The sequence below is a fragment of the Schaalia sp. ORNL0103 genome, from assembly GCF_019429565.1.
Classification (GTDB): domain Bacteria; phylum Actinomycetota; class Actinomycetes; order Actinomycetales; family Actinomycetaceae; genus Pauljensenia.
In genome coordinates this window covers 62113-88681 of record NZ_JAHXSA010000003.1, presented here as the reverse complement: position 1 = coordinate 88681, position 26569 = coordinate 62113, and the positions used below count along the sequence as shown (strand labels likewise).

Genomic DNA, 26569 nt, shown 5'->3' with positions numbered 1-26569 from the left:
GGTGCTGCTCTGCGCTCCCTCACTGTCAGCGCCCGCGGCGGTACAGGTATTCGTGCAGCCAGTCGCCCGCGATGCCGGTCGCTGCTGCGACAACGCAGATGAGGGCGATGGCCCGGAAGGCACCCGAGGCGAGCATCGGCGTGAACACGCCGATGCCGATCGCGGCGCTGCCCTGCATGGCGAGGTCGTTCATGGCGACGGCACGCCCGTTCTGGCCCGGAGCGACGGTCGCGAACACGGTGTCGTAGATGGGCGTGAACAGGGCGCCGAAGCCCGCGTAGATGAAGCACATGGCGGCGGTGATGACCCACGGGCCCATGCTCATGCACAGCGCGATGAGGGCGGTGCCCACGAGGATGAGGGTCACGCACGCGCGCACGGTGCGGCCGCGCCCAATGCGGGACATCACCGCGCCCGACGTCATGGCGGCGGCCAGGGCCACGCAGTAGGCGGGTAGGAGGCGCACGGAGACCTGCGCGGGCGTGAGCCCGTAGTTGGCGGCGCCGATGCCGTTCATGAGGGGCGCGACCGTGAAGTTCATGCAGTAGACGATCAGGATGAGGCTGATCGAGCGCGCCCACGGTACGTTCGTGAAGAAGGAACGCGTGATGAAGGGGGCGCGCGCACGCCCGATGTAGCGCCAGAAGAGGACGCCGCCGAGGATGAGGCCCGCGATGAGCCACCAGCGCGGGTTCGCGGCGACCAGGGTGAGCAGCAGGGCCAGGGAGGAGAAGATCGCGAGGCCGACAACGTCGACGCGCCCGGCGCGGGCACGCGCGGGGACTCGGCGCCCCATGATCGGCAGGCAGGCGAGGCCAGCCAGGGGAATGAGGAGGAGCAGAGCCCAGTTGATGTCGGCAAGGATACCGCCGGCCAGCATACCGATCGCCGTGCCGCCCTGGAAGGCCGCGCACATGAGGCCGACGTAGAGGCCTCGTTTCTTCGGGTCGCGGATGGCGGTCGCCAGGATCATGTACGCGGAGGCGGCGGCCTGGTATCCGAGGGTTTGGAGCGCTCGGGCGACGATGATGCCGACCAGGGACGAGGAGAAGGCGAAGCCGAGCAGGGACCCCGCGACGATCAGGCCGACGCCCACGTCGACGATGCGGCGCAGCGGAATGAAGTCACCAAGGGTTCCGTACAAGAAGCAGGCGACGCCGAGGACGATTCCGGGGATCGCGGTGATGAGGCCGGAGGCATCCCCCGCGCCGATGTCCTGGGCGACCCGCAGGTAGACGAGGTTGAACCCCTGGAGGGAGACGGTTCCGAGAGCGTAGATGCCCAGAAGCGGCAGGAGCACGCGCGCGGGTCCGTCCGCGTATTCGCCGTCCGTGGCAAGGGTGCGCAAGTTGACCGCGGTGGCCGAGGCCTTCCCTCGGATGACCTGTGAAGGAACGGTGGCGACGCGGCAGGTGGGACCTGCCGCCCGCGATGAGATGAAGAAGCGGAGCGTGCGCACGGCGCTTAGTTCACCATAAATCAAACATTTAGTACTATTACAGGAAACTAGTGCTCGAATGAAGCTGTACTTAATTCAAGAGGGGCGAACAGACGCGGAGCACATACCAACACGTAAGTGTCTAAAGCCACAACGCAGCACCCCTGACGTGGCACAATGAATCATCACCTCACAAAGGAGTGCCATGTCCCGCGTCATCGTTGTCGGTTCCATTAACCAGGACGTCACGGTCACCGTCGACCGTTTCCCAAACCCCGGCGAAACGCTCTCGGGCACCTCGCTCACCTACGGCCTCGGCGGCAAGGGCGCGAACCAGGCTGCCGCGGCCGCACATTCGGGGGTCCCCGTCTTCTTCGTGGGCGCGGTCGGCGCGGATCCCTCGGGTCAGCGCCTGCGCGCGGAGCTGGCGTCTCACGGCGTGGACGTCACCCACCTGCGCGAGGTCGACGGGCCCTCCGGGACCGCGCTCATCACTGTCGCCTCCTCGGGTGAGAACACGATCATCCTCGACGCCGGGGCGAACGCGACCGTGACCGTCGAGCCCGCCAAGGCCTCGTTGTTCCCCGCCCCCGCCGACGTCGTCGTCCTCCAGGCGGAGATCCCCGCCGAGGCCAACGCCGAAGCCCTCGCGTGGGCGCACTCCTTCGGTGCGCGTGTCCTGCTCAACCTGGCCCCCGCGCGCCCCACCGACGCCGCTTTCATGGCGCGCGTCGACGTTCTCGTCGTGAACGAGACGGAGGCAGGCCTGACGCTGGGCATGCCTGCCCCCGCCGGCCCCACCGAGGCGATCGGCGTAGCGCGGGCACTGCGAGGCCTCGGCCCCAAGCACGTCATGGTGACGCTCGGCGCGGACGGCGCGGCGTGGGCATCGGGCAGCGAGGCCGGGCACTGCCCCGCCCTCACCCTCGGCGAGGCCGTGGACACCACGGGAGCCGGGGACGCGTGCGTGGGCGCGCTGGCCTCCGCTATGGCCCTCGGCAAGCCCTTCGCCGAGGCCGTGGCCGACGGAATCCGAGCCGGGTCGACGGCGGTCCTCGCGCCGGGCGCCGCCCCCTCGTACGCGAACCTCCCCCGCGTCACGCGCGCCTAAACGCCGCGCGGCTCCTCCGATTGCTCCGGGAGTGAACGCGCCAGCGTGAGACGGCCCACGCCCCTATGCTAGGGGCATGGCCAGGATCGTCTTCGTCGTCGCAATGCTCGCAGTCACCATCTACGCTGCCGCCGACTGGCACCGCACGCCCGAAGACGAGATGCCCGGAAAGATCGCCAAGCCCATCTGGCTGATGATCATCCTCTTCACCGCGACGATCGCCGCCATCGGCCCCATCGCCTGGCTCGTCCTGCGGTGGGTATCGCGCGCGGAAACGAAGCAGACCCGAGCGCCCGAGGCCCCCAAGCGCCCCTCCGCCCCGGACGACGACCCGGAGTTCCTGTTCCGTCTCGAGCGCGACATCCAGCGCAAGCGCCGCGAGGACGAGCGCCGCGCGCAGGAACAGCGTAAGCACTCCGAGGAAGAGGGAACAGGCCCCGCCGAGGATTCCGGCGACGAGGCCAACTGAGCGACGCTCACACCATCAGCCGCGGGCACTAGCCTGCTGCGGCGCGATGCGGTCGCGGTACGACGCGAGGCGCCCCGGCCAACGCGGTCTGCCCCGACCAGCTCTGTCAGCGGCGCAGGTCCGCCTGCGAGTCCCCCGGCGTCATGTCCTTTGCCATCGCAACCAGGTCAGCCGCGGGCTCCGCGTAGGACGTGCCCACAAGCGTCGCACCCGAGAAAATAAACGACGTGATCGACGCGAGCGCACAGTGGCGCGACTTCGGCGCGTGCGCCAACGGCTGGCCGTTCACGAAGCGCGTCAGCGTCACGATCGGATTCTGATGGGACACGACGAGCGCCTCACGCCCCCGGGCCTCGCGCAGCGCCGAGGAGAGGGCCGCGCTCATGCGTGACGCAATATCCCGATAGGGCTCACCCCACGAGGGACGCAGCGGGTTGCAGTAGTACTTGTAGTACTTCGGGTTCGCCAGCATCGCGCGGTTGGTGTTCACCGGCAGCCCCTCGAAGACGTTGTCCGACTCGATGAGGCGCGGATCAGACTGGATACTCAGGTCGTACGCGGCCGCCGTCGGAGCCGCCGTCAACTGCGCACGCAGCAGCGGCGACGAAATCACGCGAGCAATATCCGCACCCGAATCCACCAGATACTCAGCGGCGCGGGCAGCCATCGCATGCCCCAGCTCCGTCAGCCCAAAACCGGGCAGCCGCCCGTACAAAACACCGTCGGGATTGTCCACCTCGCCGTGGCGCATAACGTGAATAATGGTGCGGTCCATAACACCCAAGTATAGGGCCCCGAATACACGAGAGGCCCGACCAAAAGGTCGGGCCTCCGCTCGCTCACTTCTTGTTGCGACGCTGGTGACGCGTCTTGCGCAGGAGCTTGCGGTGCTTCTTCTTCGCCATGCGCTTGCGGCGCTTCTTGATGACGGAGCCCATGGGGTTCCTCCCTCGTAGTGTGTGCGGCAGAGGTACTACCGCTGATGGATGATGGGTGCCCGAGCCGGGCACATCGTGCCTATACTACCCGCCAATGACGCGAGCCTGGTCACCAGAGTGATCTGCCATACCGGCCTGAATCATCTGGGCGACCGCGGCCTCCGGGACTCGGAAGCTCTTTCCGACGCGAATCGCGGGCATTTCGCCACTGTGAATCAAGCGGTACACAGTCATCTTAGAGACGCGCATGATGTCCGCCACTTCCGTGACAGTCATAAAGCGCGGCGCCGACTGCTGTTCCATTAATGACTCCCAGATATGCTCGCGAGGCGCGCTAAACCCGATTCGTTCACCGCTTACGTAGCCTCACGAAATATACTACTGCCCAACCGCATGGAAACTGCAACTTTGTCCACTTTTGTTGCAGAGTCGTTAAGGAGCAACGATGGCACCGGCACACAAGGGTCGTCAGCAGCGAGGCAAGCACCCTCGCTTACGTCCCAAACCCGGCGCCACCCGCTCCCTGATGCGCGGACGCGCCACGGCCTCGGCCCCCATACTCTCTGAGGAACCGCTGAGTCCACAGCCCTCCCCAGTCGTACGCCGGGTCCCCGAAGGCCCCCAGAACCCGCACGGCGAGGTACCCACCACAACCGTGCAGCGCGTGCGCGCGTGGCTGTCCAAGCAGGCCCGGTATTCACCCGCACGCCTCGCTCTGGGCACATTCGCACTCATCATCGGCGTCATCACGGCGCTCCTGATGTTGCCAATCTCCTCCTCTTCCGACACGTCTGCCCCCTTCGTCGACGTTCTCTTCACCGCCGTGTCTGCCGTCTGCGTCACCGGCCTGACCACCGTCGACACCGCGACCTACTGGTCCCCCTTCGGGCAGGCAGTCATCGCCGCCGGCATCGTCGTCGGCGGCCTGGGCGTCATGACCCTCGCGTCGATCCTCGGATTCGCTGTCTCACGCCACCTCGGCCTCACCCAGCGCATGCTCGCCACGCAGGAAACCGGCACCGGCGCCATGGGCCAGATCTCCCTCCTGCTCAAGGCCGTCATCGCGACATCACTGACCATGCAGGCCCTCCTGGCCGCCGTATTCCTCCCGCGCTTCCTGTCGATGGGCATCGACCCCGTCCGCGCCGTGTGGGACGCCGTCTTCATGGCGATCTCCGTGTTCAACAACGCAGGCTTCGTCATCCTCCCCGAAGGCCTCTCCCCCCACGTCACCGACTGGTGGATGCTCATCCCCATCATCCTGGGCACCACCGTGGGCGCCATCGGCTTCCCCGTCATCATGGACGTCGCCAAGAACCTGCGCACACCCCGGCGCTGGCGGCTCCACACCAAGCTCACCCTGTCGACCTACCTGATTCTCGCATTCGTGGGGGCACTCGCCCTGGCTCTCACCGAGTGGAACAATCCCGCGACCCTGGGCGCGATCGACACTCCCTCCAAGATCCTCAACGCGATGCTCGCCGGCGTGAACTCCCGCTCGTCCGGACTGTCGGCCCTGGACGTCGGCGCCATGCAGACCCAGACCCACTTCGTGCAGGACATCCTCATGATGATTGGCGGCGGCTCCGCATCCACGGCGGGCGGCGTGAAGGTCACAACTTTTGCCGTTCTCGTCTTGGCCGTCATCGCTGAGGCGCGAGGCGACCGCGACATCGAGACCTTCGGGCGACGCATTCCCACGAGCGCCGTCCGACTGGCGGTTGCCGTGTCGCTGCTGGGCCTGGCGCTCGTGGCCGTGTCCGTCGTCCTGCTGCTGTCAATGACGCACTATTCTCTCGACATCATCCTGTTCGAGACCGCCTCCGCGTTCGCGACCGTAGGCCTGTCCACCGGCATCACCCCGATCTTGCCCGTCGGCGCCAAGTACGTGCTGATTTTCCTCATGTTCGCTGGCCGTACCGGCTCCATGACGGTGGCTGCGGCGCTCGCCCTGCGCGAGCGCTCCCGTGTCATCCGCATGCCGGAAGAACGGCCAATCATCGGCTAGTTGCGGGGGCTGCAGAGCGGTTCGGTAGCTGCCTGGCCGGTTCGGTGGGCAACAGACTGGCATCGTCGCGGCGTGAGGCCATGTGGCGTCGTCGCGGCGCGAGAGCGGGCGGCCTGATAGCGCAAGAGCGCGAAAAAGTTCGCCCAGCAACAGCCCACCCACGGCCAAACCGAGCCAAAACTCGCCCAGCAACACCCCACCCACGGCCAAACCGAGACAAAACTCGCCCGGCAACACCCCACCCACGACCAAACCGAGCCAAAACTCGCCCAGCAAGCCCAAAAACGCCAAAATCCAGCCATTTTTGCCGAGCAGGGCGAAAAATGTCACGCTTTTCAACCCACTTCGAACCGCAGGGCGAATATCGTCTCGCTCAGACAACTCCCAACGAGCGTTTCGCATGCTCGCGTGGACGGGCATTCACTTTCAGCGCATCAGGACCATCGCTTGTTATCCACAGGCTAACTCTCGACTTGTCGTTATCCACAGGCTCACACAGAGAGCTTGAAGGCGCACTCCAGTCGTCACACAGTTGGACACATGGACCAACAACGAGGCGCGCATGCGCACAACGAAGATGCTGCTTTGCTGCGCGACCGGGTGGCATCCATCCGCGCATCCCTAGTCATTGCCGACTCGCATGCAGCTAGTGAACGCATCCATAGGCGCGTGCAGAAAGGAGAATTCATTCGTCTTCTCACCGGCATTTATATCCCTTCAGCGCGCTTGATTGGACTGCACTCACGGCAGCGCAAAACAGCGGTTTTCGTTGCCCGGTTATGCGCTCTGAGTCTGCGATATCCCGATTACGTCATCAGCGGCGGCGTCGCCGCTTACCTTCTCGACCTCCCCACCGACGACCAGATCGAGAAGCTCACACTGTATGCGCCATCTCGAGAATGCCCACGCCAGATTCATTTTCCAGCAATCACAGTTGAGAAGAATGAACGTTTTTCGGCAGTGACAACGACCGTTTCTCGCCCCCGATCGCCAGTTCCCTCAATCAACTACTTGGACTTCCGCATCGCCACACCGGCGCGAGTTGTCGTTGACTGCGCCCGCCTATTGGCCGACAAGCACGGGTTCTCCATCGCCTGCGCAGGGTTGGCCCACGCGTGCCACTTCGACCGTTTTCGTCAGGCTGAGTCACGTGTCCGCCAGGAGGAGGCGCGCAAAGAGTTCCACGAGGCATTGGCTAACACTCCCCTCAACACCGTCGGACGTGAGCGCGCCCGATGGATCATTGACCGCGCTGACGCTGGATGCGAGTCTCCGGGCGAGGCCCTCGTCTTGCTCGCACTGTTGCGCGCGGGTATCAACGGCATGACCACTCAGGAGGAAGTCCACATCGATGGCCATGCGTACTTCATCGATATTGCGCTGCCCGACCTGAAGATTGCCATCGAGTTCGACGGGCGAATCAAATACGGGGACACCGTCGATCAAGTACACGACAGCATTGAGGCCGAGCAACGTCGACAGCGAGACCTTGAACGCGACGGGTGGACAGTCATTCGTGTCCGATGGTCGGATCTTCGCGTCATCGACGAGGTCGTCGCCCAGGTTCTGGTCGCCATCCGCGCGAAGGTAGGACGTTAACAACCGAGCCGTGATGTTTCACGCGTGTTTCACGCGCACCGACCAGATACCGACACCTGTACCGCGACAAACCTGGCCAGCCCCATTGGACTCGGCTCAACGCCATCCCCTCGCACGACGGAAACATCCTCACGCCACGGATCATGCGCCCCTGAGCTGTCGCAGGCACCATCATGCTCACCAACGCATCCACGTCGGCTCACTAAACCACGCTGACGGCCGCAGCGTTCGCGTTGGGGGCGTGCGCAGGGAAGAATGGGGGCATGGCAGATGAACGCGAGTCAAAGGAACTCCAGTCGGGAACGCTCGTCATCGGGCTGGGCCGTTTCGGCTCCGCCGTGGCGGTGACGCAGGACCAGCTGGGCTACGAGATCCTGGCCGTCGAAAAGAACCCCGCCCGCGTGCAGGCTTTCGCGGGTCGTTTCCCGCTCGTCGAGGCGGATGCGACGTCCAAGGATGCGCTCGAGCAGCTGGGGGCGCGGGAGTTCCGTAGCGCCGTTGTCGGCGTGGGTTCCTCGCTGGAGGCGGCGGTGCTCATTACCGCAAACCTGGTCGACATGGGTATTTCTTCGATCTGGGTGAAGGCGACGTCTTCCCAGCATGGCCGCATCCTCCGCCGCGTGGGTGCCCACCATGTCGTTTACCCCGACCTGGATGCAGGCAAGCGTACGGCGCACCTGGTGGGTGGCCGCATGGTCGACTACATCGAGATGGAGAAGGACGGCTTTTCCATCATGAAGTTGCGCCCACCGCAGGAGGTGCGCGGCTTCTCCCTTGAGGAGCTCGACCTGCGTGGCCGCTATGGCGTGAACGTGCTGGCGATCCGCCGTCCCAAGCAGCGCTTCGAGTACGCGGACTCGTCGACGCGCATTAACGCTGACGACGAGATCATCGTGTCGGGTGACTCGCATCTGCTGGAGTACTTCGCGAATAGGCCGTAGGCGGTCTGTACGCAGGAGGGCCCCGCACGGTGATCTGTGCGGGGCCCTCCTATTGTCACGTGAGGACGAGGCCGGGGCCGTTCACGCTCATGCGGCGAGGCAGAGCGCGTCCCTGGTCTCTGGTTGCCGTCGGCGCGCAGGGCACCGTCGGTCACCAGAGGACTGGGTCATCCACTCAGTGATGAGGACGGCGACGGTGATGGTGAGAGCCGCCACCGCGGCTGCTGCCACCCTTGCGACGATGGTGATTCCCATCGTTTCCGCTGTCGTGGTTGCCTCCGTGCTGCTTGCGCGGGCGAGTTCCGTGCTCATTAGCGCCGTTGTGCTGCTGCTCGTGCGGTGCCTTGCGACCGTGCGATTTGTCGTGCGAAGAGTCGTCGCCCCCGTCGTGCTTACCGTGGTGGTGGTGGTGCTCTTCGTGTTCGTGCTCAATATTGATCTCGGGGCTGAACTCGATACTGGGGTTGATTTCCGTGTGATTGTCTTGCTCGATATTGACGTCACCGTTCACGATGGTGCCGTTGTTATCGCCGTCGACGTACACGTTTCTTCCGTCGCGCAGCTCGTAGCCCTCGCCGCCCTTGCTGTGTCCCTCGCCGCAGCAGCCGCCGCCGGGGGCCTGGCACTGCTCGCCGATGTGCTCGACGCCGCGGGTCAGGTTCTCGCCGACAGAGGTCATGACGGCGTAGATCGCCATGATGGCCTGAACGGCTTCCATGAGGACATCCAGGACAGGGCCGATGAGTCCGACCCACTTGGCGACCTTACTGGCAACCTGCGCTTCGGCGACGGGAGCCGCAAGGCCCCAGGTGCATACGACTTCGACCGCTGCGGAAACACAGCTGCCGACGATATCGCCGATGGCGCCCACGACGGCGTCGTGGATGCTGTCGACGGAGTCTGCCACCTTCGTGAGCGCCTCGCCGAAGGCACCAGACGCGGCAGAGACGCCGTCGATCGCACTGGAGACGACGGCCTGGCGCTCCAGGTACGCGCGCACTGCTTCGCCGTGCATGCCGGACATCGCGGCCTGTGCGGTGGACTGCAGCTCTTCAGCAACGGAGGCGAGGGAGCTCGAGATGGAGTCCCAGCTGGAGCTCATGCCGTACACCTGAGCCGAGTCGCCGGTCAGCTGGTTCACCCAGGTCTTGAGGGGATCGATGTGCTGCAAGATCCACTCGACGCCCATACCGACGAGACCACCGATAGGGTCAACGGCGAGCCCGGCTGCTTCCTCGTAGATTGCCTTGGCCGAGCTGACGAGGTTGTTCACCTCGCCGGCGCGCAGGTCCTGGGCGACGTTGTACAGCTCGTCGACGATACCCAGGCCCTCGGTCGGGGTGGTGTAGTCGATACTCGGTGTGAATTCGGGGGATTCGACGCTCACTTCTGAACTCCTTCAAACAGGAAGCGACGCAGCGTGCGTTCTTCATCCTGGCGCTGACGATACAGGAACGTTTCGATGTCCTTATCGCCGTGGTCATCCTGCCGGTCGAAGAGCGAACGCACGTCGTCCGTCTTCGTATCGGGGTGAGCCTTCGAGAACTCTTCGATACGGGAGGACTGAGCCTTCTCCTGCTCCTCGACGAAGCTGCGGTAGCTGGCCTGCTGGTCGTTGCGCTGCTTCGACATGAAGGCGTCGAACTCGCGGGACGTTGCCTGCGGGTTGTCCTTCACGTACTGGCGGATCTGGGTTTCTTCTTCGGTGCGCTGGCGCGACAGGAAGTCCGTCATCGCGTCCTGCTGCTCCTGCTGGTTGGACTCGATGAGGCTCTTGACCTCGGAGATGTCCTCACCGGGGTGCGCGTCAGCGTAGCGCGCGAGCGCCTCGTTCTGGTCTTCCTTCTGGCGCTCGTAGAACTCGGCAAGATCGGTGTTTTCGTCGTCGCGCTGCTTCTCGAGGAAGCGACGCAGTTCGTCGTCGTCGGCGTTGAGCTTGTCGTGGCCGCCGAGGAGGCTGTCGAAGGAGTTACCGGACTGGCCATCCTTGCCTTCCTTACCATCCTTGCCGTCGTGCCCGTCCTTACCGTCGTGCCCGTCCTTACCGTCCTTTGCGGAGTCATCGCCGAGGCCGGGGTTGTTTGAGAGGGAGGGCATTGTGGACTGTCCGCTGAGGCCGCCCAGGCCGCCACCTCCGCCGAAGCCGCCGCCACCACCGGTGCCGCCACCTCCGCCGAAGCCGCCGCCACCACCCGTGCCGCCTCCGCCGCCGAAGCCGCCGCCACCACCGTAGCCGCCGCCACCTCCGCCGCCGCCGTAGCCGCCAGCGCCACCAGCACCGCCAGCTCCACCGGCACCACCGGCGCCACCGGCACCACCGTTACCGCCGTCACCGCCATTTCCACCGTTACCGCCGTCACCGCCATTTCCGCCGTTGCCGCCGTTGCCAATAGGCTTAGTGAATGTGCCCACGCCGTCTTGGATTTTGTTCAGATCCCCAACGATGTCTTGCTCAAGATCGTCCATCTCCTGCGCCCACTGGAGCAGGCAGTTGACAAGACGCTTCTCGGCTGCGGAGCAGTCCGAGATCATCTTCGTCAGGTTCGTGATCTGCTTGTTGACCGGGGGAACGAAGAAGGAACAGATCAGGCCGAAGGCGTTGCCGTTAACCTGGCCCTGCGTCGAGTTGGCGACGCCCACGCTCTCGTCGAGGGTCGACGCACAGTCACTGACCGTGGTCGCATGATCACGGATTATTTCTGTATTGACGCCAAGATCCGCGCTCATCGCTGCCCCGTACCGAGAGAGTTGAGGTTCGAGGAGATGGTCTCGAGGTAACCGCCGAGCGAGCCGCCGTCCTCGCCAAATCGCTGGGTGGTCTGCATGCGAATGTAGTCACGCATGTTGCGACCAGCGTCGGCGTAGGCCTCCATGATCGAGTCCTCGAGTTCACGCGCACTTCCCTGGAGCGCGTCATCATCGATCGACAGCTTCACGAGGCGACCGTCCGAGTCGATTTCGACCTCAACGTCGCCCTGAGCGTCGACGCCACGCGTCTTCGCTGTCTTGAGAATCTCAACGAGTTCACGGGCATTCTCGGCACGCTTTTCAGCGGCTTCCATCTGAGCCCGGATAGTCTGCCTAACTTCTTCGGGGGTGCTCCCCATCGTCTCTACCATACGGTTATCCTAACTGAGTTCCTTGGCGCACGTGCACCACTTCATGTACCGAGACGGTAAGACCGCCTCTGTGGCGACCGGAAGTCGCCAATTCGTTCAGTATTTGCGAGTGATTGCTCGCTCATGGGAATCATTCACTGCGCGTGGTACCGGGGGCTCGTGCCGAGATGAGCCGGGTAACCGGACGCGCCCGAAGTCACCACCTGCTCATCGAGGCCCCGGTACACATACGTGTCGTCGTTATAAACGGAGCTCGGGTTCACGAGCCCATCGTAGTAATCATCGATGTCATCCGGAGTCACGACGGAATCACCTTGCTTCTCTTCGAAGGGGTTCTCGTCTGGATACCGCGACGGATCAGACGCCAACAGGGCCGCTGGATCGACCTCACCATAACCGGTCCGATCGTTCCATTTGCCACCCGACCCGCTCGCGGTCGCAACCAGCGCCTGCAGAATCTGATACCCCGTCACTCCGTCATCAAAGTCGGACCACGCCAGGGCTAGCACTCCCGCAACCAAAGGTGCAGAGTTCGAAGTACCCGCTGTTGTCACGATTTTATTGGTGCTGGCCTGACGCGCAGCCATCTCTCCCACTGCGGCGATGGAGACCCCATCACCGTAGTTTGAGTAGTCCGCATAGCGCCCATCAGTTTCAAGTGCCCCAACACCAACAACCGAACCCCACGCCCCCACGCGATCCGTGCGATTACGCTCTCCGTCATTACCCATCGAACCAACAATTGGCACGCCGTCGACGGCAGCGCGTGCAACTGCCCATTTCAATGATTCACTGTCCCTGGACGCATAGTTGGAAGAGATCGAGATGATGTCCACGCCGTCATTCAAGGCCTGTTCAATAAGCACGGATTGATCTGCATAGGCTGTTGAACGCGCCCCTAGGTTGCAGTCTCCGCCCGCTTCTCTCGTCGAACCCGCCTGGGCGTAGCTGTAGAGTGTCGCACCGGGAGCGACTCCGAAGTCCGGGGCGACCAGAAGCTGAGCGAGAAATGTCGCATGATCGTTCGACTCCGCATCGGGCGTGACCTGACACGGGGTCTTGTCTTGAATATCAGCCCCTTGCAGCTCCGGAATCGACGTATCGACGCGACCATCAATGAGCGCGATGATGACTCCATCCCCCCTCTTCCCCTGCGCATGCAAGGACGCAAGGTTGTAGCGCGAATAGTACGCCTCATCCGCCGCTGTGACCTTGCGATCCACCGCCTCCGCAGGGGCAGCGGGGGTGACGGGCGAGAGCACGGCCGTCAGGGCCAGGGCGCAGGCCGAGGCCAGAACGGAGAGGGCACGCAGGCCTCGGGGCCGACCGATCGATCGCATCGTCTTGTCTGTTCCTTTCGTTCGGGCAATCAGGCACTCGGGCAAGCCGAGGCCCGTCACTGACTGTGGTACCGGGGGCTGGTGCCGATGTGGGTCGGGTAGCCGTGTTCGCGGCTGAGTGCAGCCTCTTCGTTCACGCCGCGGTAGACGTAGACATCATCATTACGAATCAGAATGGGGTTGACGACGCCGTCCATGTAGTCGATGACATCATCCCTCGTAGGCAAAGACCTGTTGTCCTGCGGTACGCACGGATTTTCGTCCGTATACTGCGACGGGTCTGACCGGAGGAACGCGATCGGGTCGGCAGGGCCGTAGCCGGTGAACTTGTTCCACTCGTTTCCGCTTCTCCCCGTTGCAGCCAGCGCTTGAAGCATCTGCCCTGCGCTCACGTCCTCGTCGAAGTGCTGCCAGCCGAGCGCCAAAAAGCCGGCGATAATCGGGGTCGCAAAGGACGTTCCGTCAGCCTCCTCGACACGACCGGTGGACGTGTCGCGCGTCAGGACTGTTCCCAGGGCGGTCGTCAGCAACCCGCTGCCCCAGTTCGTGTACTCCGTCAGGCTGCCGTCATGCAGCGTCGCTCCGATGCCGCAGATTCCCGTCCAGATAGCCAGCGCATCATCGGGGTCCTCGGTAGTCTCGTTGCCCATCGCGGCCACGACGATGACGCCCGCGGCCATGGCTCTGGCCATCGCCCATCGAAGGTCGATGGAATTATCGTCAAAGTTACTGGAGATCGTGATGATGTCGGCGCCGTCGTTGATCGCTTGCTCAATGAGGAGAGGCGTGTCGTTCTCTGCTTCACCCGTCCAGCCGGAGAGCGTGCAGTTCGACGCATCACCATGAAGGGGGAGTGTATAGGTGTAGAGCGTCGCGTCCGGCGCCACACCAAACTCGGGCGAGACCAGGATCTGCGCGACCGTGGTGCCATGCGCCATATTCTCGGGGGCTGAGTCCTTGACGCAGGGCATCCGATCCTGAATGTTCGCGCCCCTGAGTTCGGGAATGTTCGGGTTGACCGCGCCATCCAGGACCGCGATGGTGACGCCTTTGCCCGTGATTCCCTGATCGTGGATGGACTTGAGCTTGTAGTACTTGTAGTAGTCCTGCTTGTCAGCGGTCACCGGTGGGTCGGCGGCGTAAGCCGGCGCAACGGCGGTGAGGCTCACACCGAGGCTGAGCGCGAGGGCGCTGGCGAGGACGCCCACGCTCTTCGCCCAGCGCCGCGACACCCAGGTGGTCACGACAGGTCCTCTTCTGAGTCTTCGACTACGGCGGGCCTACCGCGCAGGTGGGAGAGGATCACGAGGCCTCCGATCAGCGACGCCCCGAGGACGGCGATCGCGGACACGATGTAGGCGCGGATCGTCAGGTTGTTATCGCGCGAGGTCAAGTCCGCCGAGGCCACGGCCGGTCGGGCGGGAGCGGGATGCTCCGCGGCGTTAGGGTGTTCGGGCCCGAACCTGGTGCCGATATCGGTGAAGGTGAGGGCGTCGAAGGGAGCGACGATACCCCATCCGAGGGCGTCGGTGCGTTGATCGGGGGTACCGCGCAGGGCGGTCACTTCGAGCCGGTATTTCCACATGTCGGGCCCCTCATCGGGGTAGGCCGAGGCCACGAGGGCCGCGAAGCCGCCCGCGTATGCGGTCGCGTAGGACGAGGACGGCAGAGGCTGGTCCCCCTCGTATCCGCCGACGAGGCAGTCGGCCTGATCGAACCAGGTCGTGAGGATGACGCCGGCGGGCACGGCGAGCTTGACGTGCGCGCCGTGCACCTGCTGGTCCGAGGCCGATCCGTCGGCATTCGAGGCGGTCACGCCGAGCACGCCCGGGTAGGCGGCCGGGTAGACGACCTGATTCGCTTCCTGCCCCTGGTACACGTTGCCGGTCGAGGCCACGACGAGGGCCCTGCCTCGCACGGCGTTGACGGCTGCCTCCAGCTGGGGGTCCCCCTCGGGAGCAGACTGTGCGACGACGATGATCTGCGCGCCATGGTCGGCGGCCCACTGGATCCCGCGGCCCACCTTCGACATGAAGGTCTCTTCGCCTTCCTTGTGCGGGCGATTGTCCTGAAGCCCGCTGTCAACGCGCACCGGGAGGATCTTCGCCTCGGGGGCGACGCCGACGAGGCCAGATCCCATCTCCTTGGGCAGCTCCTGCGCGGCGATCGCACCGGCGATGGCGGTGCCGTGTTCGCCGACGTCGACGCGCCCGTCGGTGTTTTCACCGCTCAGGTCGATGCCGGGCAGCACGACGGGCCCGTCCGGGCCCTGAAAGTGCTGATTGCCTGCGGCGACGCCCGAGTCGACGATCGCGACCGTGACGCCACGGCCTCGCGAGACCTCCCAGGCGCGACGCACTCCGACGGCGTCGAAGATGGCGGGTGTTTGCTTGATGTACGAGGGCGAGTTTTGCGAGCATTCGCCGCCCTCGGAATCGCTGGCGGGCGTCGTCGCCGACGACGAGGGAGTCGCCGTCGGAGTCGGACGCACGCTCGGCGTCGGTACCGGGTCCGCGTGGGCGACGCCGGGACCGAACGCACCGGAGTCATCAGGCGCGACGACGGGCGCAGCGATAGGAGCGAGCACGAGTCCTGCGATCAGCGAGGCCCCGACGAGGCCTCGGCCCAGGGACCGGGAACGCGTGCGGTGGGCGCTCACTTGAGCCCCACTGAGGTGGCGGCGGCCTTCGGAGACATCTCGGAACCCGGCGGGATGAGCTCGCCCCACGCGCGCGGGACCGACGCAGCCTCGGATGCCTGCCACCCGAGGGCATTCATGGAGACGGAGGGGACATCGCCGAGGGAGTGGCGGAAGCCCATATCGGAGATGAAGACGTAGGACGCTGCCTCGCCGCCACCGCCCGACGTGAGGGCGAGGAGGGCGCCAGATCCGCCCGCGACAGTGACGTTACGCGTCGTGGACGGCCCCTTCGGGGACTGCAGAGATTCCGCGTCGTAGGACGCTTCGATCGCGCGCTTCTCAGGCATGGTGACCAGGTCGAACGTCGGATTAGCGCGATCAGTGGTGTCCATCGCGGCGCACAGGACCGTCCGGCTGGACGCGTCGCGGCTCTCATCAAACCACTCGGGCGATTCAAAGTCCTTGACGTCAGGCCAATCGTCACCGACGAAGACGGCTCGGACGGGCTCGACGTACTTGAACATCTCGGTGGGGAACTTCTTCGAGGGCGGGGCGTCCTGATACAGGCGCGCCGCAGTCGAGTTGAAGACCACCAGATTCGAGTCGTCGATCACCAGGTAGGAGTTCTTGACCTGACCGGTGGAGTCGACCTGGTCGAGGACCATTCCGATGGTGATGCCCTCGTTCTTCAGGTCGCCGGGCAAGTTCGCGGCCGGCTGCCCAGCGTTTTCGATGTCGTTGTAGCTCCAGGGGCGCAGAGGCGTGCCCGAGGGGAAGAGGTCAAGCCACTCGGGTTCGACGGTGATCGGGTAGCTGGTGAGGTTCTGGAAGGACAGTGCCCAGTCACCCAGGCGGCTCACGCTGGAGTCAATGTAGTACTTCTTGCCTTTTTCCCGATCGACGAAGTACTTGTCTCCGCTGCCGGTCGCCTGAACGAGCGCGGATGTCGCCTGCTTCACCGGAAAATTCGCCGCAGGCAGTTCCTTGGCGATCCACGTATGGTAGCCGGACTCCATGTCGCAGGAAAGCCACTGCTTACTCAGCATGTCGGGTACTGGCACGTCATCGGGGACGTCGGGCAGTCCGATCTGGGCGCCGCGCGGAATGTTCTCGAGTGACGACGCTGATGCCTGGATGGTCGTCAGCTTCGATTCGGGGCTGAGGAGCCTAGCGGTGGTCACGTTCGCGATGGGATGGAGGACGCCGTTTGCCCAGAAATAGCGGGCACCCGTCCCCTTGACGTCGATCAGCTGATACTGCGCCTCCCCGAGTTTCGGGTTCGGCGCAAAAACGCGCATGCCGATTCCCACCACGCTGAGAATAACGGCGACCACGAGCCCGAAAATAAGGGGGCGCACGGGCGAGGGCGTGTCGACCTCGCGCCCGTCGGGTGTGCCGGAGGTGAAGGCCGTGATCAGGCGGTTTCGATTAAAGCGCTGGGCTTCGAGGATGTCTTTACTCGACGGCATGGTTCAGCTCCACAGGTAGACGGCCAGGGGAAGCAGGACAAACAGCGACAGCACGGAGATCGTGTCGGCGATGCGCGTCAGGTGCGGGCGTGCACGAGGCCCGACGACGTTCGTGATGACGAGGACGAGGGCGGTCGCGATCGCCGACAGCGTCAGCCACGGCATGGTCCTCGGGTCCGCGTAGGCGCCGAGTACGGTGGCGACGAGGATCACAATGAGGCCGGTGAGAGCACCGAGAAGCACCTCGACGCGAGCACGGATGGAACGCGTCTGGAGAACGAGGGAGACCGCACCGAGCACGATGAGGGTCAGCGGCAGGGAGATCGACCGCGTTTCGGGTGCCGTCATCAGGGCGACAGCCAGGAAGAGAGCGGCGATTGCCCCGCCGGCGCGCAGGGCGACGACGAACACGAAGGAGGTGCTGACCTGGTCGGTGATGCCCTTCGCGGGAATCTGCTCAGTCGTGTCCGCATCCAGGATGCGCACGGGGATGTGGGCCAGCGCGATCCAGGGCGCGACCTGGAGAAGCACAATCACGAGGGCGAAGAGGATGGCGGAGATGCCCGCCTGAGAGAGCTGACCGAGCCGAACCAGGAGGCCGGTGGCGGCCAAAACCGTACCGACGACGAGAGGGGCCGCGATAGAGATTCGGTACCGCTTGGGCAGCGCGAGAACGGCGAGGGAGCCGATCAGGAGGCCGAGGCCGGTCCACCCCCAGCCGGCGGTGTCCCAGTGGCTCTGGCTCAGGCGCAGAGCCGATGCGGCCGTCAGGAAGGGGACGGTGTGTGCCAGCGCGATACCGCTTGCCTGCGGGTACTTCCGGGTCATCACAGCGGACGTCGCAGTCACGAGCAGCGCCGCGACGATGCCGATTGCGCCGGCAATAACGTTGTACCTCGTGACGGAATAAGAATCGAGGGCGGTGAGGGCGTCCGGAGGAGTGGTGGCCAGGAGGAGGGCTGCGACGAAGACGAGGCCCGCCGCGGAGAGCGCAGCAAGAGTGCGAGCATCGTCACGTGTCCAAGGAGTGGACACTCTTTCGACGACTTGACCGACCGCTTCGGTGAGGTCGTCATAGACCATATCGGCAGCGCCCTCACCCAGAGGCTCGAGGGTGAGCGCCGCACCGGCGCGCACCCCCTGCGCGGACAGAGACTTGGATTGGTCGAGCAGACGGCCCGAGGCCGTACGCACCGCGAAGCCGTCATTCGTTGGCTGATCAGTGAAAGCGCCCACCGTTTCAACCATTCCAGGGAGCAGCTCCACCAGGGGGATCGACTGCGGAAGCGTCACGTCACTACGGTCAACGCCGTACGTGATCGTGAGCGGAATCAGCGCCACTCCTCGTGATGTTTTCGATGCCATTGGGTCCTCCCGAATGCCGCGTGATGGGGTTTTTGGCTACACGACACAACCCCGTAAGTCTAGATTCTCGGTCAGGTTTTGTCATGATTTTTCCGTAACATCGAAAAAAATGATGAAAACATGGTTAGTATTCATGTGTCCCCATGCTCTCACGCATTCCGGCGAGAGAGTCCACTCATACAAATGGAGGTTCACATGGCAGACCAGAGGGCCGCAGAAGGCGCCCTTAAGCAGGGTTTCGCGGCGGTTGAGTCCACCAAGGCCGACATCGACAGCCACCTCAAGCGTCTTGAGGGCGACCTGTCGACCATCGGCAGCTCCTGGCAGGGCGCTGCGTCGGTGCAGTTCTCTTCGCTGATGGCTCAGTGGCAGGAGAACGCAGCAAAGGTTAACCAGGCTCTTCAGGATCTCGCTGACAACCTGCGCGCCACCGATTCGTCGATGGAAGCCAACGAGTCCGAGACCGAGAACTCGTTCGCTCAGCTGCTCGGCGGCCTGTGAGAGATTAGATTAGGAGACTGACATGGATTTCCAGGTAAATTACGGCGCTCTTGACGCCGCTGCTGCTGACATCAACACCGGTGCCGCTAACCTGCAGAACTGCCTCGACGATCTCGAGCAGACGCTGAACCAGCTGCGCTCGTCGTGGGAAGGCCAGACGCAGGAAGCCTACGACGTTGCTCAGCGTCAGTGGAACCAGGGCCTCGAGGGCCTGAAGGACGTGCTGCGCCGCACCTCCTCCGCCGTTGACTCGGCTCGCTCCAACTACCAGACGACGGACCAGTCCAACGCTGCCCGCTTCTGAGAGCATGAGCGCCTAGCGCTACGGAAAAGGGTCGTCCCATCGGGGCGGCCCTTTTCCGTACCCGCAAGCGATCGATTCTGCACTCGCAATCGACCGACTGCCACTTTGCCCCGCCTCCATCCACAACAATTTTCCATTCGGTTAAATCGGGGTGGAATTGAGCACATAGAAAACCGCCGCCGCCCCTATCGGGACGGCGGCGGTGACTCTTCGAAGGATCGGCCAGGCGAGGAGATCAGTGCACCGAGTCGGCGTCGGCGTAGACGATCGTGGCCCTCCGGTCTCCCATGATGACCTCGGTACCGGCGGGCACCTCGACCGCCTGTCCGCCCGTCAGTTCCATGACGCGGCCGTCGGGCGTGCGAATCTGCGTGCCGTTCGCGGAGAAGGAGTCTTCGATCCAGGCGCCGGTGGCCGTGGGCCCCAGACGCATGTGCGTGCGCGAGAGCGACATCGTTGCGTCGGGAACGACGACCGCACGCGAGCCCTCGACGGCTGCGGGTGCACGCCCAAGCGTCACGGGCATGTCGATGAGCTCACGCTGCCCGGAGTCAAAGATGAGCCACAGGAGCTGCGTGCGCGGCGGCGTCGCTGGCGCGCCCCACTGGGACTGGCCGGCCCCACCCCACTGGGAGGTGCCGGAGCTCTGCACAGCCAGCACGTCGCGGCGGCTCGGCGGGGGGCCGGGCACACCCGATGCGGGGGCCGTGTACTGCCCTCCTGCGTTGTACGAGGCCTGGGCGGGCTGAGGGGGCACCTGCTGAGCGGGAGCTCCCCAGCTGGCCTGGGCGGGAACCTGCGCGGGCGCGGCGGGCGTCGACGGGGCGGGCACGCTGGGCACCGGAGGTACCGCGGGCACGGAGGGTGTCGCGGGGCGCTGGGGCGCAGGGCGGTGAGTGTCCGGAGCTCCCTGGGGCGGTGCGAGGAGCGCCTCGAACTCGTTGGGCTCGCGCGCGGCGGGCGCAGCGGGAGTCGAAGGCGCAGCAGGCGTGCTGGGCACGGCTGGCGCACTGGGTGCCGCCGGCATGGCGGGGGCGGCAGGCAGCGGGGAGACCGCCGGGGTGGCAGGAGCACTGTAGCCCGTCCCAAAGGGGTCGTTCGCACGCTGACCGGGCGCGGAATAGTCAGGCGCCGAGGAGGGCACGGGCGTCAACGGCGCAGCGGGAGCGCTCCACTGGTCAACCCCCTCATGCACGCTCTCAAAACCACTGGGGGCCATGTGCGGACGCTCGGAGCGCTCAACCTCACCGGGACCCGCCGCGAGCGCTGCATGCTTGCGCAAGTCGACAAAGCGGGTACGGGTGGGGCCGCTCAGCCACGTACGCCCATCGTGGACCATCGCATACGAGGCGAGCAGGCCCACGACGGTGACCTGGAGGAGCACAGCGAGGGCCGTGTAGCCCAGCGCCGCGCCGAGCGACGGAGTCTGTGCGTCTTCCTCGTCGCGGATCATGCACACGCGCATGAGGGCCATGCCCGGCGTCCGGCCCGACGCGCCGAGCATGAGCGCGGAGGCAACCACGGCCTCGGCGGTGATCATTCCGATCGTCCACGCCGTGAAGTGCACGTACCACGTCACGCCAAGCAGGACCCCGAGGATCAGCAGGTCGATGAGATACGCGCCGACGAGCCGCGAAGCGGATGCATGGGCGAAAGGAGTCTTCGTAGTATCAGCCATTACAGGACTGCCCTCCAAGCAAACTCGAAGAGACCCGAGGAGATGACCGCCGCGGGGAGAAGTGTAAAGATACAGAAGGTCTGCACGAAGTCGAGGATCGTGCCCGCGAGGGCGGCGTGGCCCTTGGGAACATGCAGCGTCATCCACAGGACCATCGCGATCGCGATGATGAGCAGAATCGCCAGCGGGAGCAGGGGGAACAACGATTGCGTGTCTTTTCCTTTCCCCACCACCAAGGACTGTGACCAGGTACCAAACAGGAAGGCGCACCCGACGCCCGCCGCAGCGATGCGAGGCAGGACCTGCCCGGCGCGCGTGCGTACCCCTCGCGGGGCCGTCAACAGGATCAGGATGGACATGATGACGAAGATGAAGCCGGCGAGACCGCGTCCCAACGTGATCACGGGAGTCACCGTGTACGCCAGGGGTATGCCGCCCACCAGCACAAACAGCGTTGAGGCGGCCAACAGCAGCGTGTACCGAGCGTCCGTGTGCCCGAGGGCATCCGCCATCCGGCCGCCGGTCACCGTGCTGGGCTTTTGCGCGGGAGGCTGACGAATACGCGACGCAATCGTCTGCACTGACGCGGAGTCAATGAGCTGACTGTCGGGCACGCGCAACGCAAAACGAGGCGCCATCAGGAACAGGAACACCCCGAGGAGGAGAGCCAGCGGAGCGATGTCGATGAGGCTCAACAACGGGTACGCGCCGATCGTGACGAGCGCCGTGGCACCGATCCACGCGAAGAACGCGCTGAACGCGGTGGGGGTCGTCGTCAGCGACACGACGGCCAGCGAAACCGCGAGGGCAACCCACACACCGATCACAGGGGCGACCGACAGCGCATGAATGCCGGACATCGCCACGAAGCCGATCGCGCTATATCCGGCCAGCGCGGGCATCAGGAGCAGCAGGGCAGGCCTCGAACGGACCGCGCGCGAAGCGAAAAGCGGGAGGATGGAAGCAGCGCAGCACACGGCGGCACACGCGCCTCGCGCCCACATCGGGATCTTCGTGACTTCAACGGCCCACTTCGGGCCGTCCTCGGGGTGAGCGAAACCGATGAGTGCCGCATCTGCGAGCATCGGCAAGAGGCACAGGGAGCTGACCGCACCGATCACGATGAAGCAGTAGCCGAGGAGGGCCAGGACCGGGGACAGCCACTGGTTCTCCTGACGTTCCGAGGCCTCGTTGACCTGCTGAGCGGACAGGACTCGGCTGGACAGAGCGATCGTCGAACCTGCGGGCAGGTCACGACCGAGGACAGCGGCGCCATCGAGGGGACGCCCGTCGGCGTAGGAGACGCGCACGGAGGGAAGGGACAGGTCGATCTCCAGCATCGCGCACAATCCGGCGACCGTGGTCCCTTCAGGAGCGGCGAAATCAGAGGCGCCATCGGAGTCGATAACGGTCACGGACACCATGGTGGCGCTCATGAAACCTCCGATCTTCGGGAAACAACAGTGCCCAGTGTAATGCACTGAGGCTAACCGTCGGTTAAAACTTGGAAGTCCACTCAGCTACACTGGGTGCAGTCGCATCGAACACGTACGCGCGCAGCGCGAGGAGACCTGATGGTTACACGCAAGAAACGGCGGACTGTCGCGGTTCCGGAGCAACCCTCCGGCACCCTGGCAATCCAGATGCCGCCGGAGAAGGCCGAGCCCGCATCGATCGGTAACGTCCTGATGATGGTCGTCCCAATGCTCGGTTCGACGGGCGTCATGGTCTTCATGGCTTTGCAGAACGACGGCAACACGCGCTCCTTGATGATGGGCGGCGGCATGCTGGTCGCCATGCTGGGCATGGTCGGCTTCAACATCTACCGTCAGTTCTCCCAGTACCGCACGCGGGTCAAGACGCAGCGCCGCGAATACCTCTCCTACCTGGCGGAGACGCGCGAGTCCGTGCGCAAGGTCGCGAAGAAGCAGCGCGCCTACTACAACTGGGTCTACCCCTCCCCTGACGCCCTCGTGACGCTGGCCGCCAACGGTTCGCGCCTGTGGTCGCGCGAGGGCAACACGTACGACCTGCTGACGTTCCGTTACGGCTCGGGCACCCAGCCCCTCGGCCTCATTTTCGAGCGTCCCCCGATCGATCCGATGACGGAGATGGATGTCGTGTGTCTGTCCGCCATGGACCGCTTCATCGGCGTCCACGACCACACGGACAACGTCGGCAAGTTCCTCTACCTGGGTGACTTTAGCCACATCGAGGTCGTCGGCGACGGCGAGAGCGCCTACGACGAAATGCGCGCCATCATGATGCACCTGGCGTGCTTCATCGACCCCTCCAAGCTCAAGATCGCGGTCCTGTGTTCGGCCGATCGACTGGGCGACTGGGAGTGGGTCAAGTGGATGCCGCAGGCTCGCTCGTCCATCGTGCGCGACGCGGTGGGCCCGGGCCGCATGATCTCGACGGACCCGCGCGAACTCGCCGAGATGATCGGCCCCGACATCGCGATGCGCGGCGCGTACCGCCCGGGCGACGACATGCCCGAGTGGCCCCACCTCCTCCTCGTGTTGGACGGGGCCGAGTTCCCGCCCAACTCCCCCTTCGGTTCGGCGGTGGGCGTGCGCGGCGTGACGATCATGTCCCGCGCCCGCGAGTGGACGCCCATGAAGTCGCACACGGCGCTGCGCCTCGTCATCCACCCCAACCCGGATCACAAGGGCGCGGACGTCGTCGACGTGGTCACCATGGACTCCCTGCCCGAGCAGGCGTTCGCCGACCGCCTCACCGCGGTGCAGGCCGAGGCCGTGGCCCGCCGCATGACGCCCTTCGCCACCCAGCAGAACCTGGAAGAGGCGGAGACGCCGGTGGGCCGTTCGGACGAGTCCCGCCAGATGGACCTCATGGAGCTCGTCGGCATCGGCGATATCCGCGACTTCGACCCGGAGAAGCAGTGGCGGCGCCGCGAGGGCCGCGAACGCCTCGCCGCCCCCTTCGCCGTCACGCCCGAGGGCCGCCCCGTGGTCCTGGACATTAAGGAATCCGCCCAGCAGGGTATGGGTCCGCACGGCCTGCTCATCGGCGCGACCGGTTCGGGTAAGTCCGAGGTGTTGCGTACCCTCGTGCTCGCCCTGGCGCTCACCCACTCTCCGGAGCAGCTGAACCTGGTTCTCGTCGACTTCAAGGGTGGCGCGACCTTCGCCGGCATGTCGGACCTGCCGCACGTGTCGGCCATGATCTCAAACCTGGAGTCGGAGCTCTCCCTCGTCGACCGTATGCAGGACGCCCTGCAGGGTGAAATGGTGCGCCGCCAGGAGATGCTGCGCCAGGCGGGCAACTACGCGAACGTGTCCGACTACGAGGCGGATCGTCTCGCGGGCAAGCACGAGTTCCCGCCCCTGCCTGCCCTGTTCATCGTCCTGGACGAGTTCACGGAAATGCTCATGGCCAAGCCGGAGTTCGGCGAGGTCTTCATCATGATCGGTCGTCTGGGCCGATCCCTGTCGGTGCACCTGCTGCTCGCCTCACAGAAGATGGACCTGGGTAAGGCGCGCGGCCTGGAGTCGCACCTGTCGTACCGCATTGCACTGAAGACCTTCACGGAGAACGACTCCCGCGAGGTCCTGGGTATCCCCGACGCCGCAAAGCTGCCCCCGCTGCCCGGTTCGGGCTTCCTGAAGGCGGGCGGCGACGGCCTCGTTCGTTTCCGCGCGTCCTACGTGGCCGCTCCCCCGCCGGCGCGTACGCTCGCGTCGATTTCCGAGGCCTCGACGGCCGGCGCTCCGACCGCGCCGATCGAGATCCTGCCGTTCACGGTCGCTCCCGTCATCACGCGCGAGGACCTGGGCGAGGAGGAAGAGATCGACCAGAACCAGGAAGTCGTTCTGGCCGGCGACGAGGTGTGGGCGGACATGTCCGAGATGGACATCGCCGTGGAGAAGATGAAGGGCAAGGGCTACCCGGCGCACCAGGTGTGGCTGCCGCCGCTGGAGATCCCGGATACCTTCGCGACCCTCATGCCCGACCTGCGCCCGGACCCGGAGCTCGGCTTCGTGTCGCGCGCGTGGCGTGAGTCCGGCCCCCTGCGCGTGCCCCTGGGCACGGTCGACCTGCCGCTCGAGCAGCGTCGCGAGACCCTCGTCCTGGACCTGTCGGGCGCGGGCGGTAACTTCGCGCTGGTCGGCGGCCCGCAGACGGGTAAGTCGACGGCGCTGCGTACGATCGTGCAGGCCCTGTCGCTGACCTACACGCCGCAGGAAGTCCAGTTCTACGTCATGGACTTCGGCGGCGGTACGTTCGCCGGCTTTGCGGGCGCCCCGCACGTGGCGGGCATCGCGACGCGCGACACCGAGGAAGTGCGCACTCGTATGATCGCCGAGATCGCGGCGATCATGGACGACCGCGAGCGTTACTTCCGCGCGCACGGCATCGACTCGATGGACACCTACCGTCGCGGGCGCCTAGAAGGCACCTACGACGACGGCTACGGCGACGTGTTCCTGGTCATCGACGGCTGGGGCGCGCTGCGCAGCGAGTTCGACGGCCTGGACCGCACGGTGACGACGATGATGAGCCGAGGCCTGTCGCTGGGCGTCCACCTCATCGTGTCGGCCGCCCGTTGGATGGACATCCGTTCGGAGGCGCAGGACATCTTCGGTTCGCGCCTGGAGCTGCACACGGCGAACCCGAAGGAGTCGATCGTCAACCGCGAGGGCGCCGCCCGTATTCCGAAGGGACGCCCGGGTCGAGGCATCGACATGGTGGGCCACGAGATGATGATCGGCCTGCCGCGCGCCGACGACGATCCGGATCCGTCGACCGTGTCACAGGGCGTTGCCCGCACGGTGGCGAAGATCCGCGAGTCGCTGGTCCACGGCGAGGGCCCGAAGCTACGCCTGCTGCCCGAAAACGTCACGGTTCCCGAGATCCTCGCGCAGATCCCCGAGCCGCTGGTCCTGCCGCGTGGCGGTGGCGACATGATCCTGGGCGTGGAGGAGTCCCGCCTCGGTCCCCTTCTGTTCAACACCCGCGCAGAGTCGCACCTGTACCTGTTCGGCGACGGCAAGACGGGCAAGACGACGTTCCTGCGCTCGATCATTTCCGAGGTCACGCGCCTGTACACGCCGGGTGAGGCAAAGATCATGTCGATCGACATGCGCCGCACGCTCATGGGAGCGATTCCGAAGGACTACCAGCTGGGGTACCTGACGAACCACTCCGAGGCCATGAAGCAGATGCGCGAGCTCGCAGCATTCCTGCGCACGCGCCTGCCGGGTTCGGACGTGACTCCCGAGCAGATTCGCGACCGCAGCTGGTGGTCGGGCCCCGAGGTGTGGATCCTGGTCGACGACTACGACCTGGTCGCGACGACGTCGGGCAACCCGCTCATGGAGCTCATCGACCTGCTGCCGCAGGCCGCCGACATCGGCCTGCACGTGATCATCACCCGCCGTATGGGTGGCGCGTCGCGTGCGGCCTACGAGAAGGTCCTGCAGATGATGAACGACCTGGCGGTCACCGGCATTCTCCTGTCGGGCAATCCCAGCGAGGGCGCGATCATCAACGGTGTCAAGCCCAAGCGCGCCGTTCCGGGCCGCGCGCAGGTTGTCCACCGTGAGCTCGGCGTGGTCGCTGCCCAGCTGGCGAACACCCCACCCGCATCAATCTGACCGTTTGTTGACACAGCGACCCGTTCG

The 26569-nt window shown here is 65.1% G+C and carries 22 protein-coding genes; 8 read left to right on the top strand and 14 right to left on the bottom strand.

Annotated features, from left to right (window positions below; translation table 11 throughout):
• Positions 1-25: 25 nt before the first annotated feature.
• On the bottom strand, positions 26-1459 hold the full coding sequence (locus JJJ16_RS08845) for an MFS transporter (protein WP_219752316.1): 1434 nt from the start codon (positions 1457-1459) through the stop codon (positions 26-28).
• A gap of 184 nt (positions 1460-1643) precedes the next feature.
• On the opposite strand from JJJ16_RS08845, the gene JJJ16_RS08840 reads away from it, so the two are divergent.
• Complete coding sequence (locus JJJ16_RS08840) at positions 1644-2549, top strand: ribokinase (protein WP_219752314.1); 906 nt, start codon at positions 1644-1646, stop codon at positions 2547-2549.
• Positions 2550-2625: 76 nt separating this feature from the next.
• Entirely contained in the window at positions 2626-3018 is a 393-nt protein-coding gene (locus tag JJJ16_RS08835) for a PLD nuclease N-terminal domain-containing protein (RefSeq protein WP_219752313.1), read from the top strand.
• A gap of 106 nt (positions 3019-3124) precedes the next feature.
• Here the strand turns inward: JJJ16_RS08835 and JJJ16_RS08830 are convergent, their stop codons facing one another.
• From JJJ16_RS08830 to JJJ16_RS08820, 3 genes are all read right to left on the bottom strand, one after another.
• A complete protein-coding gene (locus JJJ16_RS08830) occupies positions 3125-3793 on the bottom strand; it encodes a histidine phosphatase family protein (protein ID WP_048777163.1) in 669 nt (222 codons plus the stop codon).
• 64 nt (positions 3794-3857) lie between these two features.
• On the bottom strand, positions 3858-3956 hold the full coding sequence (locus tag JJJ16_RS08825) for a 30S ribosomal protein bS22 (protein ID WP_003792170.1): 99 nt from the start codon (positions 3954-3956) through the stop codon (positions 3858-3860).
• An 84-nt stretch (positions 3957-4040) separates the two neighbouring features.
• The gene (locus JJJ16_RS08820) at positions 4041-4259 is read right to left on the bottom strand and encodes a helix-turn-helix domain-containing protein (protein ID WP_003792089.1); all 219 of its coding nucleotides are present in this window, start codon (positions 4257-4259) and stop codon (positions 4041-4043) included.
• A 142-nt stretch (positions 4260-4401) separates the two neighbouring features.
• On the opposite strand from JJJ16_RS08820, the gene JJJ16_RS08815 reads away from it, so the two are divergent.
• The 3 genes from JJJ16_RS08815 (at position 4402) to JJJ16_RS08805 (ending at position 8504) form a co-directional block, all read left to right on the top strand.
• Positions 4402-5964, top strand: a complete 1563-nt coding sequence (locus JJJ16_RS08815) for a TrkH family potassium uptake protein (protein ID WP_219752311.1) — start codon at positions 4402-4404, stop codon at positions 5962-5964.
• 540 nt (positions 5965-6504) lie between these two features.
• Positions 6505-7563: a DUF559 domain-containing protein gene (locus JJJ16_RS10215; RefSeq protein WP_225905278.1), complete on the top strand. Its 1059-nt coding sequence runs from the start codon at positions 6505-6507 to the stop codon at positions 7561-7563.
• A 263-nt stretch (positions 7564-7826) separates the two neighbouring features.
• On the top strand, positions 7827-8504 hold the full coding sequence (locus tag JJJ16_RS08805; RefSeq protein WP_003792081.1) for a potassium channel family protein: 678 nt from the start codon (positions 7827-7829) through the stop codon (positions 8502-8504).
• A gap of 175 nt (positions 8505-8679) precedes the next feature.
• On the opposite strand, the gene JJJ16_RS08800 is transcribed toward JJJ16_RS08805, so the two are convergent.
• The 8 genes from JJJ16_RS08800 to JJJ16_RS08765 all read right to left on the bottom strand — a co-directional run bounded on the left by JJJ16_RS08800 (position 8680) and on the right by JJJ16_RS08765 (position 18438).
• Complete coding sequence (locus JJJ16_RS08800) at positions 8680-9891, bottom strand: hypothetical protein (RefSeq protein ID WP_219752309.1); 1212 nt, start codon at positions 9889-9891, stop codon at positions 8680-8682.
• Positions 9888-11231, bottom strand: a complete 1344-nt coding sequence (locus JJJ16_RS08795; protein WP_219752307.1) for a hemophore-related protein — start codon at positions 11229-11231, stop codon at positions 9888-9890. The genes JJJ16_RS08800 and JJJ16_RS08795 overlap by 4 nt, the downstream gene beginning before the upstream one ends.
• The gene (locus JJJ16_RS08790) at positions 11228-11623 is read right to left on the bottom strand and encodes a YbaB/EbfC family nucleoid-associated protein (RefSeq protein WP_219752305.1); all 396 of its coding nucleotides are present in this window, start codon (positions 11621-11623) and stop codon (positions 11228-11230) included. The genes JJJ16_RS08795 and JJJ16_RS08790 overlap by 4 nt, the downstream gene beginning before the upstream one ends.
• A gap of 134 nt (positions 11624-11757) precedes the next feature.
• Entirely contained in the window at positions 11758-12963 is a 1206-nt protein-coding gene (locus tag JJJ16_RS08785; protein WP_219752304.1) for a S8 family peptidase, read from the bottom strand.
• A gap of 56 nt (positions 12964-13019) precedes the next feature.
• Positions 13020-14207, bottom strand: a complete 1188-nt coding sequence (locus JJJ16_RS08780) for a S8/S53 family peptidase (protein WP_318836546.1) — start codon at positions 14205-14207, stop codon at positions 13020-13022.
• Entirely contained in the window at positions 14204-15622 is a 1419-nt protein-coding gene (locus JJJ16_RS08775; protein ID WP_318836545.1) for a S8 family serine peptidase, read from the bottom strand. The genes JJJ16_RS08780 and JJJ16_RS08775 overlap by 4 nt, the downstream gene beginning before the upstream one ends.
• On the bottom strand, positions 15619-17073 hold the full coding sequence (locus tag JJJ16_RS08770; RefSeq protein WP_219752302.1) for a type VII secretion protein EccB: 1455 nt from the start codon (positions 17071-17073) through the stop codon (positions 15619-15621). Before JJJ16_RS08770 ends, JJJ16_RS08775 begins: the two co-directional genes overlap by 4 nt.
• A gap of 3 nt (positions 17074-17076) precedes the next feature.
• Positions 17077-18438, bottom strand: a complete 1362-nt coding sequence (locus JJJ16_RS08765) for an EsaB/YukD family protein (RefSeq protein WP_219752301.1) — start codon at positions 18436-18438, stop codon at positions 17077-17079.
• Between the two features lie 195 nt (positions 18439-18633).
• Between JJJ16_RS08765 and JJJ16_RS08760 the strand changes: the two genes are divergently transcribed.
• Positions 18634-18939, top strand: coding sequence for a WXG100 family type VII secretion target (locus tag JJJ16_RS08760; RefSeq protein WP_034465071.1), 306 nt, complete (start codon positions 18634-18636; stop codon positions 18937-18939).
• A gap of 22 nt (positions 18940-18961) precedes the next feature.
• Complete coding sequence (locus tag JJJ16_RS08755) at positions 18962-19243, top strand: WXG100 family type VII secretion target (protein ID WP_219752299.1); 282 nt, start codon at positions 18962-18964, stop codon at positions 19241-19243.
• Positions 19244-19478: 235 nt separating this feature from the next.
• Here JJJ16_RS08755 and JJJ16_RS08750 read toward each other — a convergent pair whose 3' ends face one another.
• Positions 19479-20921, bottom strand: coding sequence for an FHA domain-containing protein (locus tag JJJ16_RS08750; protein WP_219752297.1), 1443 nt, complete (start codon positions 20919-20921; stop codon positions 19479-19481).
• On the bottom strand, positions 20921-22357 hold the full coding sequence (locus tag JJJ16_RS08745; protein WP_219752295.1) for a hypothetical protein: 1437 nt from the start codon (positions 22355-22357) through the stop codon (positions 20921-20923). Before JJJ16_RS08745 ends, JJJ16_RS08750 begins: the two co-directional genes overlap by 1 nt.
• A 138-nt stretch (positions 22358-22495) precedes the next feature.
• Between JJJ16_RS08745 and eccCa the strand changes: the two genes are divergently transcribed.
• Complete coding sequence (gene eccCa / locus JJJ16_RS08740; RefSeq protein ID WP_219752293.1) at positions 22496-26542, top strand: type VII secretion protein EccCa; 4047 nt, start codon at positions 22496-22498, stop codon at positions 26540-26542.
• Positions 26543-26569 lie beyond the last annotated feature (27 nt).